Source organism: Mesorhizobium sp. M0802 (assembly GCF_040320115.1).
Classification (GTDB): Bacteria; Pseudomonadota; Alphaproteobacteria; order Rhizobiales; family Rhizobiaceae; genus Mesorhizobium.
Window position 1 is genome coordinate 130,873 of sequence record NZ_JAMYOY010000018.1, and the last position, 16,018, is coordinate 146,890.

The following is a 16,018-nucleotide window of genomic DNA, read 5'->3' on the forward strand; positions in this document are numbered from 1 at the left end:
GGGAGGATTACTTCTTCTTCACCAGCTCGTTGGCGTAGGCCTCGAGTTCGTCGAGGCCGCCCTTGACGTCGGTGCGCGTGCCGGTGACCAGCTCTTCCAGGATGATGCCCCAGCGGTCGCCGAGATCCGGCCAGCGCGGATCCTGCCAGAAGTTCACCGCCGTCACCTTGCCGGTATCGGCAAGCGCCTGGCCGAGATCGGCGCCATAGATGTCGGCGAACTCCTTGCTGGACAGCACGCTGGTGCGGTTGAGCTCGCCGAATTGGTGCGCGTCGAGCCGGCGCTTCTCGTTCTCCTTCGACGTCGCCCAGGCGATGAACAGGCCGGCGCATTGCTTCGCGGCGTCATCGGCATTGGCCTTGGCGGCGATGGCGAGGCCGTGGCCGTAGCCGCCGCCGGTCAGTGGCGAGGGCGGCGGCAGGAAGCCGATCTTGCCGACCACTTGCGAGGTCTTCGGGTCGACCGCCATGCCCGACAGCGGCGTCGATTCGACCAAGATGGCAACCTGGCCCGACAGGAAGGCGCCGGTCGATTCATCCCAGCTGCCGGTCTGCGTGCCGGGCGCTGAATCCTTGAACAGTTTAAGATAGGTCACGGTCGCTTTGACCGCGGCCTCGGAGTTGAAAGCCGGCTTGTCACCGTCGAACCATTTTCCGCCATAGGCCTTGAAGAACGGCATCCAGCGCCAGACATTGGCGCCCGAGCCACGCGCGCCGCGCAGCGCGATGCCGTACATGCCCTTGTCGGGATCTGTCAGCTTCGGCACGTCGGCGATCAACTCGTCCAGCGTCTTCGGCGGCTGGATGCCGGCGGCTTCCAGAATGTCCTTGCGGTAGACCATCAGGTCGCCGCCGCCGGTCAGCGGCGCGAACCACACCTTGCCGTCATAGGTGGCGACCTTCTGCCGGCCCGGGTCGAAATCGGCGTAGTCGTAGTCAGCCGGGTAATAGTCGGTGAGCGGCACGATCCATTTCGACGAGGCGAACAGCGCGACATTGGCTTCGTCGACATAGTAGACGTTGTAGTTGCCGACCGTGGACGCATCGGCGCGCGACTTTGCCCGGCGGTCGTTCTCGTTGAGATAGTCGATCTGGAAGCTGGCGCCGGCCAGTTTCTGGAACTCGTCCTTGGACGCCTCCAGCAGCGTCAGCCCGTCACGCGGTTGCGCCAGCACCTTGACCGGTGCCGAGCAGACCGGCGCCGCCAGCGCCATGGTCGAGAGGGTCGTGGTAAGCATGAAAGCTGCGCTTATGCTCGCAGCGAGCCGAATTGGTTTCATTGATTTTCTCCTCCAGGAACAGTCGCAGGAAGCGGAAGTCTTCGGTTGCGCGATCCTCGCCATCGCCCGAGCGACAAGCCACCCATCGCCAAAATGAGGAGTTGCTAAAGGCCGCGCTAGAAGCCCCGTTGCAGCAGACCTGTACTTTTATGCATTGTGCGCTGCAAAATCCGGCTCGCCTGCACGGCCTCTGTCACATGAGTACCGATGGAGTGAGGAAGGCCGGTTTTCAGGCGCGCATCGTCATCCGCTGCTTCGACAGCTTGCGGTAGGATGACGGCGTCATCCGGTGCTTGCGCAGGAAGGCGCGGTTGAAGTTGGAGATGTTCATGTAGCCGACCTGGAAGCAGATGTCGGTGATCGGAATATCGGTGTCCGCCAGCAGCTTGCAGGCTTGCCAGAGCCGGAGCTTGGCGATGTGGTCGCTGAAACTGTTGCCGGTGTTTTTCTGGAAGAAGCGCGAAAACGTGCTTTCGCTCATCCCCGCCAGCTCCGCCGCCTCCGGCAGCTTCAGGTCCTCGGCGAAGTGCTGGAAGAGATAGGTCAGCGTGCGCTGGATGATGTCCAGCGAGGTTGCGTCGAGCGCGGGTGAGAAATCCGGCGAGGACAAAAGCTCGTATTCGTCTGTCCTGGCCAGCAGATCGACCAGTTCGAGGAAGAGGCAAAACCGGGCGAGCCCGTGCACGGTGCCCATCCTTTCCATCAGCGCAGCGCCGTCGAGCGCGGCGCGGCCATGGAAGACGATGCCGCGCAGCGATCGCTCCAGGAACGGTTCCAGTTCGCGCAGCTCCGGCAGCAGTCCCGCCGAGCCGCGCAGCCGCTGCGGATCGAATTGCAGCACGATGTCGCGTCCTTCGATCAGCTCGCCGGGTTGCACCGATGTCACCCAGTCATGCGGCAGCCCGCCGCCGACGATGCTCAGGTAGCCCGGCCCGAATTCGCCGATGTGATCGCCGACCAGCGCGACCCCGGAAGACTTCCTCAGGAGATGGATCTCGTATTCCGGATGAAAATTCCAGACATTGCGCTCCCAGGGATAGTCGTCGAGCCGCCACAGGAAACTGTCGCTCGCCTCGGTGACGATGTGCTCGAAAGCCGGCACCGTGCGAGGGATCGCGGCCGTGTTCTTTCTGCGCCTGAATGCCATCGTCTGCTCTCCGGGGCGTATGAGGAAGCGACTGGTTTCGGGTAATCCGTAGCAGTCTGTCGCCCGCAAGTGAACGATGTCTGCCTCAGCGATTTCAACGCCGGCTCTCGATGATCTCGATGAAGCGGGCGAACAGCCCGGCCTGGGATTTGATGCCGAGTTTGCGATGGATGTTGCGGCGATGAACCTTCACCGTTCCCGGCACGATGCGCATGGCTCTCGCGATCGACTCGGTGGAATGCCCCTGCAGCACCAGATCGACGACATGCTTTTCGCGCGGGGTCAGCGACAGGCTTTCCCAAATGTGGGCGCGGTCGAACTCGTTGACGGCGGCGATCGTCTCGCCCTGCTCCGCTTCGTCCTGCTCCTCGGCCGCAAGTGCGGGCCAGCGCAACCGGGCGAAGTTGATGACCGCCGGCGCCATGTCGCGCAGCAGCCTGGCATCGGCGGTGCCGAAGGGACCCGAGGCGTGCAATCGCATCAGCGACAGCACCAGCGCATCCTTGCCGGGCAGCGGCACGAAGAAGCCGACCTCCTCGGCCAGCCTTGTCTGGCTATAGTAGGTGCGAAAATACTCGCTGGCATAGAAGCGGTCGGGCGCCAGCTCGCGCATGCGCCAGAACCCCTCCTTGCGCTCCACCGCCGCGTGATGAAATGGGTCGAGCAGATAAGGTCCTTCCTGATAGAGCGTGACGAAGACATGGCTCTCGGCCGGCGAGAAGGTTTCGAACAGCAGCGGCGGTCGCGATGCGCCGCGATAGCCGAAGATAACGCAGTGGTCGAAGCTGACATGCTGGCTCAGCCAATCGACCATTGCCTGGCCGAACATTTCGCCGCTGGTCTCTCGCGTTGCCGCGACAAGGGCTGCGAGCCGGCTGTATTCGTCGCTGCGGGACGCACTCAACCTATACCCCCTCAAACGAGAAAATAGATCAGATATACCACCTGCGAGGTATATACTAGCCGCCATTGGCTCTGGTAGCGTCCTGAAATAGCCCTGTTGCTGGAGCCAGCACTTTGACCGCAGTGCCCGACATCGAGTTTCGCGGCGTCACCAAGCGCTATGGCGCCGTGACCGCTGTCAGCGGCATCGATCTGGCTGTGCCGCCCTCCGCCTTTGTCGCCCTTCTCGGACCGTCCGGCTGCGGCAAGACGACATGCCTGCGCATGATCGGCGGCTTCGAACAGCCGAGCGAAGGCCAGGTGTTCATCCGCGGCCAGGACATGGCCGGCACGCCGCCCTATCGCCGCCCGGTCAACATGGTGTTCCAGCAATACGCGCTGTTTCCGCATCTCGATGTCGAAGCCAATGTGTCCTACGGGCTGCGCCAGGCACGGCCGCGCCTGTCGTCGCAGGAAATCGGCCGGCGCGCCGGCGAGGCGCTCGAAATGGTGCGGCTCGCCGGCTATGGCCGCCGCAAGATCCACGAACTCTCCGGCGGCCAGCAGCAGCGCGTCGCGCTGGCGCGCGCACTGGTCAACAAGCCGGCCGTGCTGTTGCTCGACGAGCCGCTGGCGGCCCTCGACAAGAAACTGCGCACCGACATGCAGATCGAGTTGCAGAACCTGCAGCGCGAGATCGGCATCACCTTCGTGCTGGTCACCCACGACCAGGAGGAAGCGCTGTCGATGAGCGACTTCGCCTGCGTCATGAACGGCGGCCGCATCGTACAGCTCGGGCAACCAAGCGAGATCTATGACGAGCCGGCCGACCTGTTCGTCGCCGACTTCGTCGGCAAGACCAATCTGTTGAGCGGCAAGGTTGCCGGGCATACAGGCGATCTGGTCAATGTGGCGCTGGCGGACGGAACCGTCATTGCCGCGCGCAAACGAACCGCCTTGCAGCAGGGCGAGACCGTTTCTGTCAGCCTGCGCCCTGAATCGCTAAGCCTCGGCGCCACGGAAGGCAGCCCGTTCAAAGGCATCGTGCGCAACCGGATCTTCTTGGGCTCGACGGCGGAATACGCCATCGAGGTGCAGGGCATCGGAACGCTGCTGGCCAAGGCCGACCATGTGATCGGCCATGGCAACCTCTTCAAGCCGGGTGAACCCGTCGCCATCGGCTTTGCCTCCGGGACGCCGCTGGCGTTTCCGGAGACCAAGAACAACGGGACCAACCAGAGGGTAGCAAAAAATGTCGAAATCATATCGTGACGGACTGCCGATTAGCCCTGAGAACTTCGTCGACCAGCTGATGCGCCTGAAGCGCGGCTCGATCGGCCGCCGCGACTTCCTCGGCCTCACCGGCCTTGGCATCGCAACCGCGGTGATGGCGCGCGAGCTCGGCATCATGCCGACGCCGGCCTTTGCCGCCGAAAACCTTGGCGACCGCATGTCGATCGCCACCTGGCCGAACTACCACGACCCGCAGACCTTCGAGAATTTCAAGAAGGACACCGGCGTCGCCGTCGAGGTCAACGTCTTCGGCTCCAATGAGGAGATGCTTGCCAAGCTGCAGGCCGGCGCCTCGGGCTGGAGCCTGTTCGTGCCGACCAACTACACGATCTCGACCTACAAGAAACTCGGCATCATCGATCCGCTCGACATGGCCAAGCTGCCGAATTTCGACAGCTCCCAGGAGGACCCGCGCTTCACCTCGGAAGGCACGATCGACGGCACGACCTACGCGGTGCCGAAGAACTGGGGCACCACGGGCTTTGCCGTCAACACCAAGAAGCTGGCCAAGCCGATGACCAGCTGGAAGGAATTCTGGGACGTCGCCATGGCTGAGGGCGATGGCCGCACCATGGTGCACGACTACCAGTTGACCACCATCGGCAACGCGCTGAAATATTACGGCTATTCCTTCAACTCGCTGAAGCAGGACGAACTCGCCAAGGCCGAGGAGCTGCTGCTCAAGGTCAAGCCGCATCTGTTCGCGGTCTCGTCCGACTACCAGCCGGGCATGCGGGCGGGCGACGCCTGGATGACCATGTGCTGGACGAATGATGGCGCACAGCTGCATCGCGATATCCCGGAGATCGCCTATGTGCTGGGCAAGGAGGGCGGCGAAATCTGGACCGATTTCTACGCCATCCCGAAGGACGCGCCGAACAAGCCGGCCGGCTATGCCTTGCTCAACTATCTGATGACCCCCGACGTCGCGGTGAAGGAGCATCTCGCCAATGGCGCGCCGTCGACCGACGCACGCGTCAACAAGCTGCTGCCCAAGGAAGTGCTCGACAATCCGATCCTCTATCCGGCGGCCGACCTGTTGACACCGCTGGAATTCGGTGCGGCGGCGACGCTGACCGATCCCGGCCGCGCCGAGCTGATGGCGCGCTTCAAGTCGGCTTGAGGCCGGCCTGACGCAAACGGAAACCGGCGGGCCTATGTCCGCCGGCATCGGGGCGGTTTCCATGCACGGCAACAGATTTCGGTATAACATCCTGACAGCGCTGCTGCTCGCTCCGGCCACGGCGTGGCTGGTGGTGTTTTTGGTGTTGCCGTTCATCGCCATTGCCGTGTTCAGCGTCGGCGAGCGGGCGCCGGAGGGCGGCTATCAGGCCGCCTTCACGCTGGCGCAATACGCCAACCTCCCGGCGCGGGCGACCGCCTTCTGGAACACGATGATGCTGGCGCCGGTGGGCGCGCTTGCCTGCCTGCTCGTCGCCTACCCGGTTGCCTACTATCTCGCCCTGAAGGCGCCGCAACGCTGGCGGCTGATCCTGCTTGCGCTCGTCGTCATTCCGTTCTGGACCAGCCTTTTGATGCGCACCTATGCCTGGATGTACATTCTGGGCGGACGCGGCATTCCCGCGCTGCTGGCCTTTGTCGGCATCGAGGATGTCCGGCTGATCAACACGCCGGGCGCCGTCCTGCTCGGCATCGTCTATGGCTATTTGCCCCTCATGATCCTGCCGATCTATGTCAGCCTGGAGCGGCTCGACCGGCGGCTGCTGGAGGCCTCCGCCGATCTCGGCGCGACGCCGCTCTCGACCTTTCTGGGTGTCACCCTGAAGCTGTCGCTGCCGGGCGTGATGACAGGTTTCTCGCTGGTCATGATCCTGCTGCTTGGCGAATACCTGATCCCGACCCTGCTTGGCGGCGGCAAGGTGTTCTTCATCGGCAACGCGCTGGTCGACCTGTTCCTGCAGTCGCGCAACTGGCCGTTCGGATCGGCCATCGCCATCACGCTGGTGGCGGTTTCGGTGGTGGTGCTGATCACGGCAAACCGCATTTCGACACGGGTGTCGGGCGCCCGCAGGGTGGATCTGATCTGATGCGCGCCTTCGTCACCGCCGTCTTCGCCTTCCTCTATCTGCCGATCGCGCTGGTCGTGCTGTTCTCCTTCAACGCCGGCCGCCATGCCAGCGAGTTCACCGGCTTTTCGGTGCAGTGGTACGGCACGGCGCTGTCGAACCCGTTCCTGGTCGAGGCGTTGAAGAACAGCCTGTTCATCGCCACCACCAGCGCGCTTCTGGCGGCGGTGTGCGGCACGGCAGCCGCACTCGGCCTGGCGCGGGTCGGGCTCAGAACCCGCGCCGTCTTCGACGCGCTGATGGGTGCCGCGATCGTCGTTCCCGGCGTCGTCATCGGCATCTCGACGCTCGTTGCGCTGGTCCAGCTGTTTGGCGTGCTCAACCCGTTCCTCGCCTCGATCTGGCCAAACGACCAGCCGCCGCGCCTGTCACTCGGCTATGGATCGATCATCGCCGCGCACGGCCTGTTTTCGATGGCGTTGGTGACGATGATCGTCGACACGCGTCTCGCCAGCCTCGACCGCAACCTGGTCGAGGCCTCGAGCGATCTCTACGCCACGCCGCTGACGACGTTTCGCTCGATCGTGCTGCCGCAGATCATGCCGGCGGTGGTCGCCGGCTTCCTGCTCGCCTTCACCTTCTCCTTCGACGACTTCATCGTCGCCTTCTTCGTCGCCGGCGCGCAGACGACGCTGCCGATCTATGTCTTCGCCTCGATCCGGCGCGGCGTGACGCCGGAAATCAACGCCATCGCCACCATCGTGCTCGTCGCCTCGGTTCTTCTGGTGGTGCTTGCCCAATGGCAGCTGCGCCAGCGCCAGCCGTCAAACTGAACAAGCCATCCAGCTGAAAGACAAATTCATGATCCTTAGAGACCGCATCGCCGTGGTGACGGGCGCCGGTTCCGGCATCGGCCGCGCCGGCGCCATGATCATGGCCAGGGAAGGCGCGCTGGTGGTCATCGCCGACCGGGATAAGACCAGCGGCGAGACGACAGCGGCGGACATCCGGGCAGTGGGCGGGCAGGCCGAGGCCGTTGTCACCGACGTCTCTGACGACGCCGCGGTCGGGCAGCTCATCACCGGCACGCTCGGCAAGTATGGCCGCATCGACGTTCTGCACAATCACGCCGGCATCCAGGTCGGCGGCACGCTGACCGAGGTCGAGGTCGATGGTATGGATGCGTCATGGCGCATCAATGTACGGGCGCAGTTTCTGGCCGCGCGGCTGGTCATGCCGGCAATGGTCGCGCAAGGCGGCGGCGTCATCCTCAACACGGCTTCGAATTCGGGCGTCTTCTACGACCGCGAGATGATCGCCTATGCCACGTCCAAACATGCCGTGGTGGCGATGACCAGGCAGATGTCGCTCGACTATGCCCGGCACAATGTGCGCGTCAACGCGCTCTGCCCCGGCTGGGTCGACACCCCCTTCAACGAGCCGTTCATCGCCCAGATGGGCGGGCGCGAGGCGATCGAGACCTATGTCCGCACCAGGATCCCGATGGGGCGCTGGGCGAGCGCCGAAGAGATCGCCGAAGCGGTCCTGTTCCTCGTCTCCGACCGCTCATCCTTCATGACCGGCCAGGCGCTGGTGATCGACGGCGGCGAAAGCATCGGTTGATCCAAGGGCAGCCGGATAGGAGGGTTCCCGCCTCTGGCTCAATCGCCGGCTGCCCGTCCTCCCTTGCCTTCATGCCGCATTTCGTCCAATAGAACGACGCAAACGCTGCGAAACCGAAGGTTTTGCCGTTTGGAAGTGCGGCTTCCGGCCTCGTTGCCGACGCGCCGCAATCGGAAAGAGCAGGACAATGTCTGCGATCGAAGCCGGCGCTCGTGCGCCGGAAAATCTTTGGCGTCAGGAAATCAGGGCGACGCTGGCGCTGGCCTGGCCGATGGTGCTGACCAATCTCGGCCAGACCGCGATGACCGCCACCGACGTCATGATGATGGGGCGTCTGGGCGCGGACACGCTGGCCAGCGGCGCGCTCGGCGCCAACCTCTATTTCATGCCGCTGATCTTCGGCCTCGGCCTGATGCTGGCGACCTCGCCGATGATCGCCACCGAGCTTGGCCGCCGCCGCTATTCGGTGCGCGATCTGCGTCGCACCGTGCGCCAGGGCCTGTGGCTGGCGATCCTGATCTCGATCCCGATCTGGATCGTGCTGTGGCATGGCGAGGCCATTCTGCTGGCCATGGGCCAGGAGCCGGCATTGGCGCATCAGGCCGGCATCTATCTGCGCTGGCTGGAATGGGCGGTGCTGCCTTTCTACGGCTATATCGTGCTGCGTTCCTTCATCTCGGCGCTGGAGCGGCCGGGCTGGGCGCTGATCATCGTCTTCGTCGCCGTCGCCTGCAACGCCTTCTTCAACTGGGTGTTCATGTTCGGCAATCTCGGCGTCACCTCGATGGGCATCGCCGGTTCGGGGCTGGCGACCACGCTGTCGAGCACGCTGATGTTTTGCGGCCTGGCAGCCGTGGTGATGCTGGAGAAGAAGTTCCGCCGCTACCGCCTGTTTGGTCGCTTCTGGCGCTCCGACTGGCCGCGTTTCAAGGGTCTGCTGCGGCTCGGCATGCCGATCGCCGGCATCCTCGCCTTCGAGGTGACGATCTTCAATGCAGCAGCCCTGCTGATGGGCCTGATCGATGCGGATTCGCTCGCCGCGCACGCTATCGCCATCCAGATCGCCTCGATCTCCTTCATGGTGCCGCTCGGCCTCAACCAGGCCGTCACCGTGCGCGTCGGGCTGGCCCATGGCGCAGGCAATCCGGCAGGCGTTTCGCGCGCCGGCTGGACCGCCTTCGTCATCGGCGTCTCGTCCATGGCGCTGATGGCGCTGGTGATGGTGCTGTGGCCGCATCTGTTGATCAGCGCCTTCATCGACATGGCCGCTCCGGCCAATGCCAGGGTGATCGCGCTGGCCGTGTCGTTCCTGGCCTTTGCCGCGCTGTTCCAAATCTTTGACGGCGCGCAGGCCGTGGCCGCCGGGATGCTGCGCGGCCTGCACGACACCAAGGTGCCGATGATCTATGCCGCCATCGGCTATTGGGGCATCGGCCTGCCGCTCGGCGTGCTGCTCGCCTTCCATTTCGGCCTGCACGGCGTCGGCATCTGGATCGGCCTGGCGTCAGGTCTGGCCGTGGTGGCGGTGCTGCTCCTGGCGCGCTGGCTGCGGCGGGATCGGATAGCGCCACCGCTTGTCTTCAGCCATTAATGGCGCCCAAGCGGTCCGCCAGCTGCCCGAAGCAGTCACTGCAGAGCAGATGTCTGGTGTCGCCTTTTGGACCGGAAGCGGCCGAACGCTTCGGGCGTGGGATCTTCAAAAGCGGACTCTCAGTTCGACGCGAGCATCGTTGCGAGTGAACGATCCCAGACTCTCGCTGCTTTTCAGAACCGGGTAGAACGCTCTGCCGGTTGGGGCGACTTCAAGCCGTGGCAAGAGCATTCCGGATTGGCCGGAAGTCGCGCCGCGGTCTCCAGCGCAACCCGCGAGGCTGTCATAGAGAGGCTCGGCAGCACGTGCTCCTGCAGCAATTTCTGGCGCTCGCGGTCCATATAGTCGTTGAAGCCGGCCGTGACGAACGCCAGGGGCACGAAACAGGCGCCGATCTCGCGCGATAAGGTGGCCTCAGGGGCGATCGAGTGGTTGAGCACGTCCGCTCCCATGTTTCGATACGCCAGAGCTTCGGCGGGAGTTGTCAGTCGCGGCCCGTAGCAGTGGGCAGCCACCAACTGCTGCTCGATGCCATGGACGCGGCATCCGGCTGGCCAATGGCGCCGGGCGGTCTCGGCCAACAATGCCGCACATCTTGGACATACGATCTGCTTGCCCGAGCAGTCGAAGCTCTGGCGGCCAGGCAGAAGTGAAAACGGGGTCTGCGACAGTTCGATGATATCGGCGTTTACGACTATGTCGCCGGGCTGGATCGCCTTGTTGACGGCGCCAACAGTCGAGCAGGCCAGCACTTGCCTTACACCCGCTTTCATCAACACCCAGAACGCGCGGCGATGACAGGAATGGTCGATATGGTCTCGGGGATTGCCGTGCGAATACATGCACAGGGCACGTTTCGTTTTGCCCTCGACGGTAATAGATGCATCGAATTCGAGCAGTTTCCAATTGTCGCTGGGACCGAAAGGGGTTTCGAAACTCATGTCTCGTTGCAAGGTGCGGACGCCATCGACTTCGACATCTTCCGGAAAGGCGAGACCCCAATTCGCCGAGCCGGTGATGATCGCCAACCCCACCTGGGGTATGTCCGTTGAATGATCCGCCAGATCGTCGGCTGCATGATGATTGTTGGGCATGTTTCCAATCTCGGTCAGGATTTTTGGCGAAGGGTCACGACGAGGACAACGACCACGACGATGACGGTCCACAAGGTCGAAATCGCCGCAATGGTCGGGTCGATCTGATCGCGCAGCGACAGGAACATGAGCTTCGGCAGCGTGCTGTTTTGACCACTCGCGACGAAGATCGAAATGACGGATTCATCGAGCGAGGTCAGGAAGGCCATCAGCGTGGCCGACAACAGACTTATCCGAAGTTGGGGGACAATTATTCCGCCAATGGCTCTTGCCCAGTTTGCGCCCAGGCTGCGCGCCGCCTGAACCTGGTTCCAGTCAAAGCGGGCCAAGGCGGGCACCAACACAATGCAGGCGACCGGAACGGCCAGCACCACATGTCCGACCAGGACACCGAACAGCGTTCCGACCAGACGTTGGGCCGCCAGAACAAAGAAGAGACCAATAGCGAGCAGGATTCCCGGCACGATAGAAGGGGTTAGCAGAATACCCTGAATGGCAATGGCGGCCTTTCCGCCGAGCCGATTTATCGAAATGCAGGCCAGCAGCCCCAGGGGCACTGCGATCATCGCCGTCAATGTGCCAAGGATCAGGCTCGTCCTGAGTGCGGCCATCCATGCCGCCGAACCGAAGAAAGCCTCGTACCAGCGCAACGAGTATGCGCGCGGCGGGAACTCCAAAAGATTGGACGCCGAAAAAGAGAGCGGCACGACGACGAGCGTCGGCAGCATCAGGAACGCCATAACGAGCGCGCAAAAGCTCCACAGGAGGATGCGGGCCAGCCTGCTATCTGGATAGGCTTCAAGCATGGGCTGTGCCGATGCTGCGTCCGGCAATCAGCCGCCGCGCAGCCAGGAACATCACCCCCACCAACGCCATTAGTACGAGGAGCAGGATGCCCAGGACGCTCGCCGAGCCCCAATCCTGGAAGGTCGATAGCGTGCGCTCGATCCGGGTGGAAAGAGGGTTTACCTTGCCGCCGCCAAGCACCGCGGGCGTGATGAAGAACCCTATGGTGTAAATGAAGACGATGATCGAACCCGAGAAGATGCCGCCGGCCGAAAGCGGCAGAATGACCGTGCGGATCGTTTGCCCGAGAGTGGCGCCCATGCTCGCCGACGCGCGGACGAGGTTTGCATCGATATCGCGCATCGCCGCATAAACGGGCAGCAGAAAAAGCGGCAGCATGTAGTGAACCATGCCGATCAGCGTTCCCGTGAAATTGTAAACCAGCGGCAATGGCTCAGCTGTCAGGCCTGAACCGGTCAAAGCCGCGTTGATCAGGCCATCGCGTCGCAACAGAACGAGCCAGCCATAGGTGCGCACCAGAATGGAGGTCCACAACGGCAGCATGACGAAGGCCATCAGCAAATTGGCTACCCTTGGTCTGGCGCTGGCCAGGGCGAGCGCCAAGGGGGTACCGAGTAGAATGCAGATCGCCAGCGTACCCAGAGACAGTTCAACGGTGGTAACGAGTGCCGACCATGTCAGTCCGCTCGAAAGCACCTTCTCATAGTTGCCGACGGTGTATTCACCCGCTGTGGTGAGGAAGGATTGCCGGATAATCCAGACGATGGGCAGGATCGCCGCCAGCCCAACGATCAAAAGCGCGGGCACTGAAAGCGACAGGAAGAACCGCCGCTCGCGTCGTGCGTCTGCCGCGAGCGCAAGATCGGCGATGACGGTCACGCTCCTGCTCCCGGTATCGCGTGAACTTTCGCTGCCGGTGCATATGCGGTCACTCGCTGACCGGTCGCAAGCTCGCCGCAGCCGCTGGCCATCGCCGCCGGAACGCAGACAAGAATCTCTTGCCCGCCGTCAAGCGCCAGTGTCAAAAGCCAGTTCTCGCCGCGAAACGCCTTGGCGCGCAGCGTTCCCTCAAGCGCCACCCCGTCTCGCCCGACGAGCTTCGAATCAAGATGGAAGCTTTCGGCGCGGATCATCAGAGCTTCGCTTGATGCATCGGCGCCGTCTATTCTGCGCACCGCGCCCGGGGCCACAATGTTGGCCTCACCCATGAACTCCGCGACAAAGCGGGTCGATGGACGATCATAAATCCGCTGTGGCGTGTCGATCTGCTGAATACGGCCGGAATTCATCACCGCAATCCGATCTGACATGATCAGTGCTTCGCGCTGGTCATGCGTCACATAGATCGTAGTAATCCCCAGATCATCGTGCAGACGCCGGATCTCATACTGCATGGTTTCGCGCAAATTCTTGTCGAGCGCCGACAGCGGCTCGTCCATCAGCATCACGCGTGGTTCGAAGACGATTGCGCGTGCCAGCGCCACCCGCTGGCGCTGACCGCCGGATAAAGCGGCAATGTTGCGCTCCGCCAAACCTTCGAGCTTCACGCGGGCCAAAGTGTCGAGTGCCCTCTGGCGGGCCTCGGCTTTCGGCGTCTTGCGCAGCACCAGCGGATACTCGACATTTGCGAGAACGTTCATGTGGGGAAACAGGGCGTAGTTCTGGAAGACTATGCCGATGTCGCGCTTGTTGGGGGCCAGGCGGGTAATGTCCCGATTGTCCAACAAAAGTTTACCGGACTCCGGCCGGACAAAACCGGCCAGCGCCATGAGCAGCGTGGTCTTGCCCGATCCCGATGGCCCCAGCAGCGTGAGGAATTCGCCAGCCCGAATGTCGAGCGAGACATCGTCCAGCGCGACGTAAGATCCATAGGTCTTGCGCACGCTGTCGATGGTGATCGGGAGCGACTTCATCATGTGCTTCAGCCTTAGAGCTAAGACTCAGCGGGCCATCATCTCATCGAAGGCTTTTTGGGCAGCCTCGCCGTTCCTGACCCACCATTCTGAATTCGAAAACACCGAAGTGCCGGCATTTTCAGGCGCGGTCGCCAGCGTCTTGAGACGGTCCTCGGGGATAAGGCCACCCTCATAGCCAGCAGGATTGACCGGGCCATAGGCTATGAAGTCGGTCAGCTTCGCCACGCGCGCGGGCTGTGTCATCGCTGCGATGAGCTTCATAGCTGCGTCCTTGTTCGGCGCCCCTTTCGGCACCGCAAGACAGTCGGTGCCAATGACGGAACCCTTGAACGTGTAGTCGGCCGCGCCGCCATCTGCTTTTACGGTTTGGGCCCGCCCGTTCCAGGTAACGACCAAATCCGCCTCACCATCTTTCAGCAACTGCGCCGACTGCGCTCCCGAGGTCCACCAAATGGCGACATTTGGCTTGAGTGCTTCGAGCCGCTTGATAGCGCGATCCAGACCCTCTGGCGTGCTGAGAACGGGATAGACGTCCGCCGGTGCTACGCCATCGGAGAGCAGCGCGATCTCGATCGAGTCCTGGGCATTGGCACGCAGCGCACGACGGCCGGGGAATTTGGCAACGTCCCAGAACTCCGCCCATGTCTTCGGCGGGTTTTCGCCATAGGTCTTGGTGTTCCACGACAAGACGGTGCCATAGGAGTCGAATGGATAGCAGTAGTCGGACTTTGCGCCGTCCGGCACGGCCTTTGGGTCGATGATCGTGTAGTCGAGCGGCTCCAGCAGCGACTGTGCGGCGGCCTGCGCGCCCTCCGGTGAGCCCAGGTGAATGACGTCGGTTGTGACCGCGCCCGAGGTAACCTGCATCTTCAGGGCGGCCAAGCCGTCGCTGAGGGTCTCCTCGCGGACAGCATAGCCAAGCTCTTTTGCAGCGGGGGCCCACATGGCTTCCTTCATGGCGTTGCCATAATCGCCGCCCGCGGTCGTGATGGTGACTGATTGGGCATAGACCGGCACGGCGGCCGAGAATGCGAATGCCGTCAATGAAATGCGTAACCAAGACATAGGTTCTCCTCCCTAGAATTTGTTGAGACGCGCTAAAAATGGCCAATTATTGCCAATCGTAACGTTACGATTGCATCCAATTGCAGGAGAGTCAAGCTGCTTTAGCGAGAGCTTGGATTGACCGTGAGGTGGAATTCGGTCACGTAGTGGAAGTCAGCAAATCAGCCGGCGCTTTCGCAAATGAGGTCGGGCGACATGACCAACCTGAAACAGATCGCGGCGGAACTTTCCCTTTCGGTGACCACCGTATCCCGCGCGCTGAAGGATGGGCCGGAGGTTCATCCCGCCACCATCGCTCGCGTCAAGGAAGTGGCGCAGCGGGTCGGCTATGTGCCAAATCATCATGGCTTCGCGCTCAAAACTGGCCGCACGCTGACGATGACAGCAATCTACCCGATGGAAACACAAGATCATCTGTCCGATCTGTTGAAGCTTCCGTTAATCGAAGGCATGACGCTGGCGGCGCGGCAAGCGGGTTATAGTCTATCCATCTACTCCACCACGCCCGATGATGACCCCATCGAGAGTGTGCAGCGACAGCTTCAGGCGGGCAGCACAGACGGACTGATTATCACGCGCATGGTCTCGGGTGATCCGCGCGTTAAGCTATTGCTGGATAGAGGCATGCCATTCGTCGCGTTTGGAAGAACTGACCTGGATACAGCATATCCTTATGTCGACATCGACAATGAACAGATTGCCTACGAGGCGACCCGGCGGCTCATGGACAAGGGCTGCCGACGCATTGCGCTGCAACTTCTCGTTCCGGGCGACCAGGCGAGTGCCATGCGTCTTTCCGGGTATGGAAGGGCAATGGCCGAGGCTGGTATTCCGATCGACCAGTCGCTGATCGGTCATGGAATGTTCACCATGGAATCGAGCGCAGCCTGGTTCGATCGCATGCTGGCCTGGTCAGATCCGCCGACGGGCTTGGCTTGCGCCAACGAACTGGGCCTTTTGGGGGCACTACACGCTCTTGGCAGAAGAGGTCTCGCGCCAGGGAGTGACATCTACATTGTCACTCGGGACAGCACGCGGCTGTCACGTTTCTTGCCTGCGAAGATCGGCGTTCATTTCGTGGACATAGCGGGTGTCGGACGCAAACTTGTCGAAGTCCTGGAGAGCCGGATCGTCAATCCCCTCGGGCCGGTGGAGACAGTCCTGTTCAAAGGTGAGTTCGACCCTGGCGAATAGTCGGGCGAACAAGTCAGTTGTCCGCTTTCGAGGAGCACTTAGGTTCACCCCTGAGTCCGAGATGAGGCGCGAAGCTGCCGCCTGCGCGAGTGCATAGGGT

Annotated in this window: 15 protein-coding genes; 7 read left to right on the top strand and 8 right to left on the bottom strand. The window is 62.5% G+C overall.

Annotated elements, in window-relative coordinates; genetic code table 11:
* Window positions 1-7: 7 nt before the first annotated feature.
* The 3 genes from NKI10_RS23635 to NKI10_RS23645 all read right to left on the bottom strand — a co-directional run bounded on the left by NKI10_RS23635 (window position 8) and on the right by NKI10_RS23645 (window position 3,330).
* A complete protein-coding gene (locus tag NKI10_RS23635; RefSeq protein ID WP_023695883.1) occupies window positions 8-1,279 on the bottom strand; it encodes an ABC transporter substrate-binding protein in 1,272 nt (423 codons plus the stop codon).
* Between the two features lie 229 nt (window positions 1,280-1,508).
* Complete coding sequence (locus NKI10_RS23640) at window positions 1,509-2,426, bottom strand: AraC family transcriptional regulator (protein ID WP_023671262.1); 918 nt, start codon at window positions 2,424-2,426, stop codon at window positions 1,509-1,511.
* A 94-nt stretch (window positions 2,427-2,520) separates the two neighbouring features.
* Complete coding sequence (locus NKI10_RS23645; protein WP_023755457.1) at window positions 2,521-3,330, bottom strand: helix-turn-helix transcriptional regulator; 810 nt, start codon at window positions 3,328-3,330, stop codon at window positions 2,521-2,523.
* 113 nt (window positions 3,331-3,443) lie between these two features.
* On the opposite strand from NKI10_RS23645, the gene NKI10_RS23650 reads away from it, so the two are divergent.
* The 6 genes from NKI10_RS23650 to NKI10_RS23675 all read left to right on the top strand — a co-directional run bounded on the left by NKI10_RS23650 (window position 3,444) and on the right by NKI10_RS23675 (window position 9,842).
* A complete protein-coding gene (locus tag NKI10_RS23650; protein ID WP_352862118.1) occupies window positions 3,444-4,580 on the top strand; it encodes an ABC transporter ATP-binding protein in 1,137 nt (378 codons plus the stop codon).
* Window positions 4,561-5,724, top strand: coding sequence for an ABC transporter substrate-binding protein (locus NKI10_RS23655; protein WP_352460778.1), 1,164 nt, complete (start codon window positions 4,561-4,563; stop codon window positions 5,722-5,724). The genes NKI10_RS23650 and NKI10_RS23655 overlap by 20 nt, the downstream gene beginning before the upstream one ends.
* Window positions 5,725-5,785: 61 nt before the next feature.
* On the top strand, window positions 5,786-6,649 hold the full coding sequence (locus NKI10_RS23660) for an ABC transporter permease (RefSeq protein WP_352862119.1): 864 nt from the start codon (window positions 5,786-5,788) through the stop codon (window positions 6,647-6,649).
* The gene (locus NKI10_RS23665) at window positions 6,649-7,461 is read left to right on the top strand and encodes an ABC transporter permease (RefSeq protein WP_352862120.1); all 813 of its coding nucleotides are present in this window, start codon (window positions 6,649-6,651) and stop codon (window positions 7,459-7,461) included. Before NKI10_RS23660 ends, NKI10_RS23665 begins: the two co-directional genes overlap by 1 nt.
* A gap of 28 nt (window positions 7,462-7,489) precedes the next feature.
* Complete coding sequence (locus tag NKI10_RS23670; protein ID WP_352862121.1) at window positions 7,490-8,251, top strand: SDR family NAD(P)-dependent oxidoreductase; 762 nt, start codon at window positions 7,490-7,492, stop codon at window positions 8,249-8,251.
* 187 nt (window positions 8,252-8,438) lie between these two features.
* Window positions 8,439-9,842, top strand: a complete 1,404-nt coding sequence (locus NKI10_RS23675; RefSeq protein ID WP_352862122.1) for an MATE family efflux transporter — start codon at window positions 8,439-8,441, stop codon at window positions 9,840-9,842.
* 173 nt (window positions 9,843-10,015) lie between these two features.
* On the opposite strand, the gene NKI10_RS23680 is transcribed toward NKI10_RS23675, so the two are convergent.
* From NKI10_RS23680 to NKI10_RS23700, 5 genes are read right to left on the bottom strand one after another with little or no spacing between them, the layout of a single operon-like run.
* Window positions 10,016-10,936 (bottom strand): phosphorylase family protein, encoded by a 921-nt coding sequence (locus tag NKI10_RS23680; RefSeq protein WP_352463626.1) that lies wholly within the window; start codon window positions 10,934-10,936, stop codon window positions 10,016-10,018.
* A 14-nt stretch (window positions 10,937-10,950) separates the two neighbouring features.
* Window positions 10,951-11,742: an ABC transporter permease gene (locus NKI10_RS23685; RefSeq protein WP_352862123.1), complete on the bottom strand. Its 792-nt coding sequence runs from the start codon at window positions 11,740-11,742 to the stop codon at window positions 10,951-10,953.
* A complete protein-coding gene (locus NKI10_RS23690) occupies window positions 11,735-12,622 on the bottom strand; it encodes an ABC transporter permease (protein WP_352862124.1) in 888 nt (295 codons plus the stop codon). Before NKI10_RS23690 ends, NKI10_RS23685 begins: the two co-directional genes overlap by 8 nt.
* Window positions 12,619-13,656, bottom strand: a complete 1,038-nt coding sequence (locus tag NKI10_RS23695) for an ABC transporter ATP-binding protein (RefSeq protein ID WP_352862130.1) — start codon at window positions 13,654-13,656, stop codon at window positions 12,619-12,621. The genes NKI10_RS23690 and NKI10_RS23695 overlap by 4 nt, the downstream gene beginning before the upstream one ends.
* A 27-nt stretch (window positions 13,657-13,683) precedes the next feature.
* Entirely contained in the window at window positions 13,684-14,676 is a 993-nt protein-coding gene (locus tag NKI10_RS23700; RefSeq protein ID WP_352862125.1) for an ABC transporter substrate-binding protein, read from the bottom strand.
* 243 nt (window positions 14,677-14,919) lie between these two features.
* On the opposite strand from NKI10_RS23700, the gene NKI10_RS23705 reads away from it, so the two are divergent.
* A complete protein-coding gene (locus NKI10_RS23705; RefSeq protein WP_352862126.1) occupies window positions 14,920-15,918 on the top strand; it encodes a LacI family DNA-binding transcriptional regulator in 999 nt (332 codons plus the stop codon).
* Window positions 15,919-16,018: the final 100 nt, after the last annotated feature.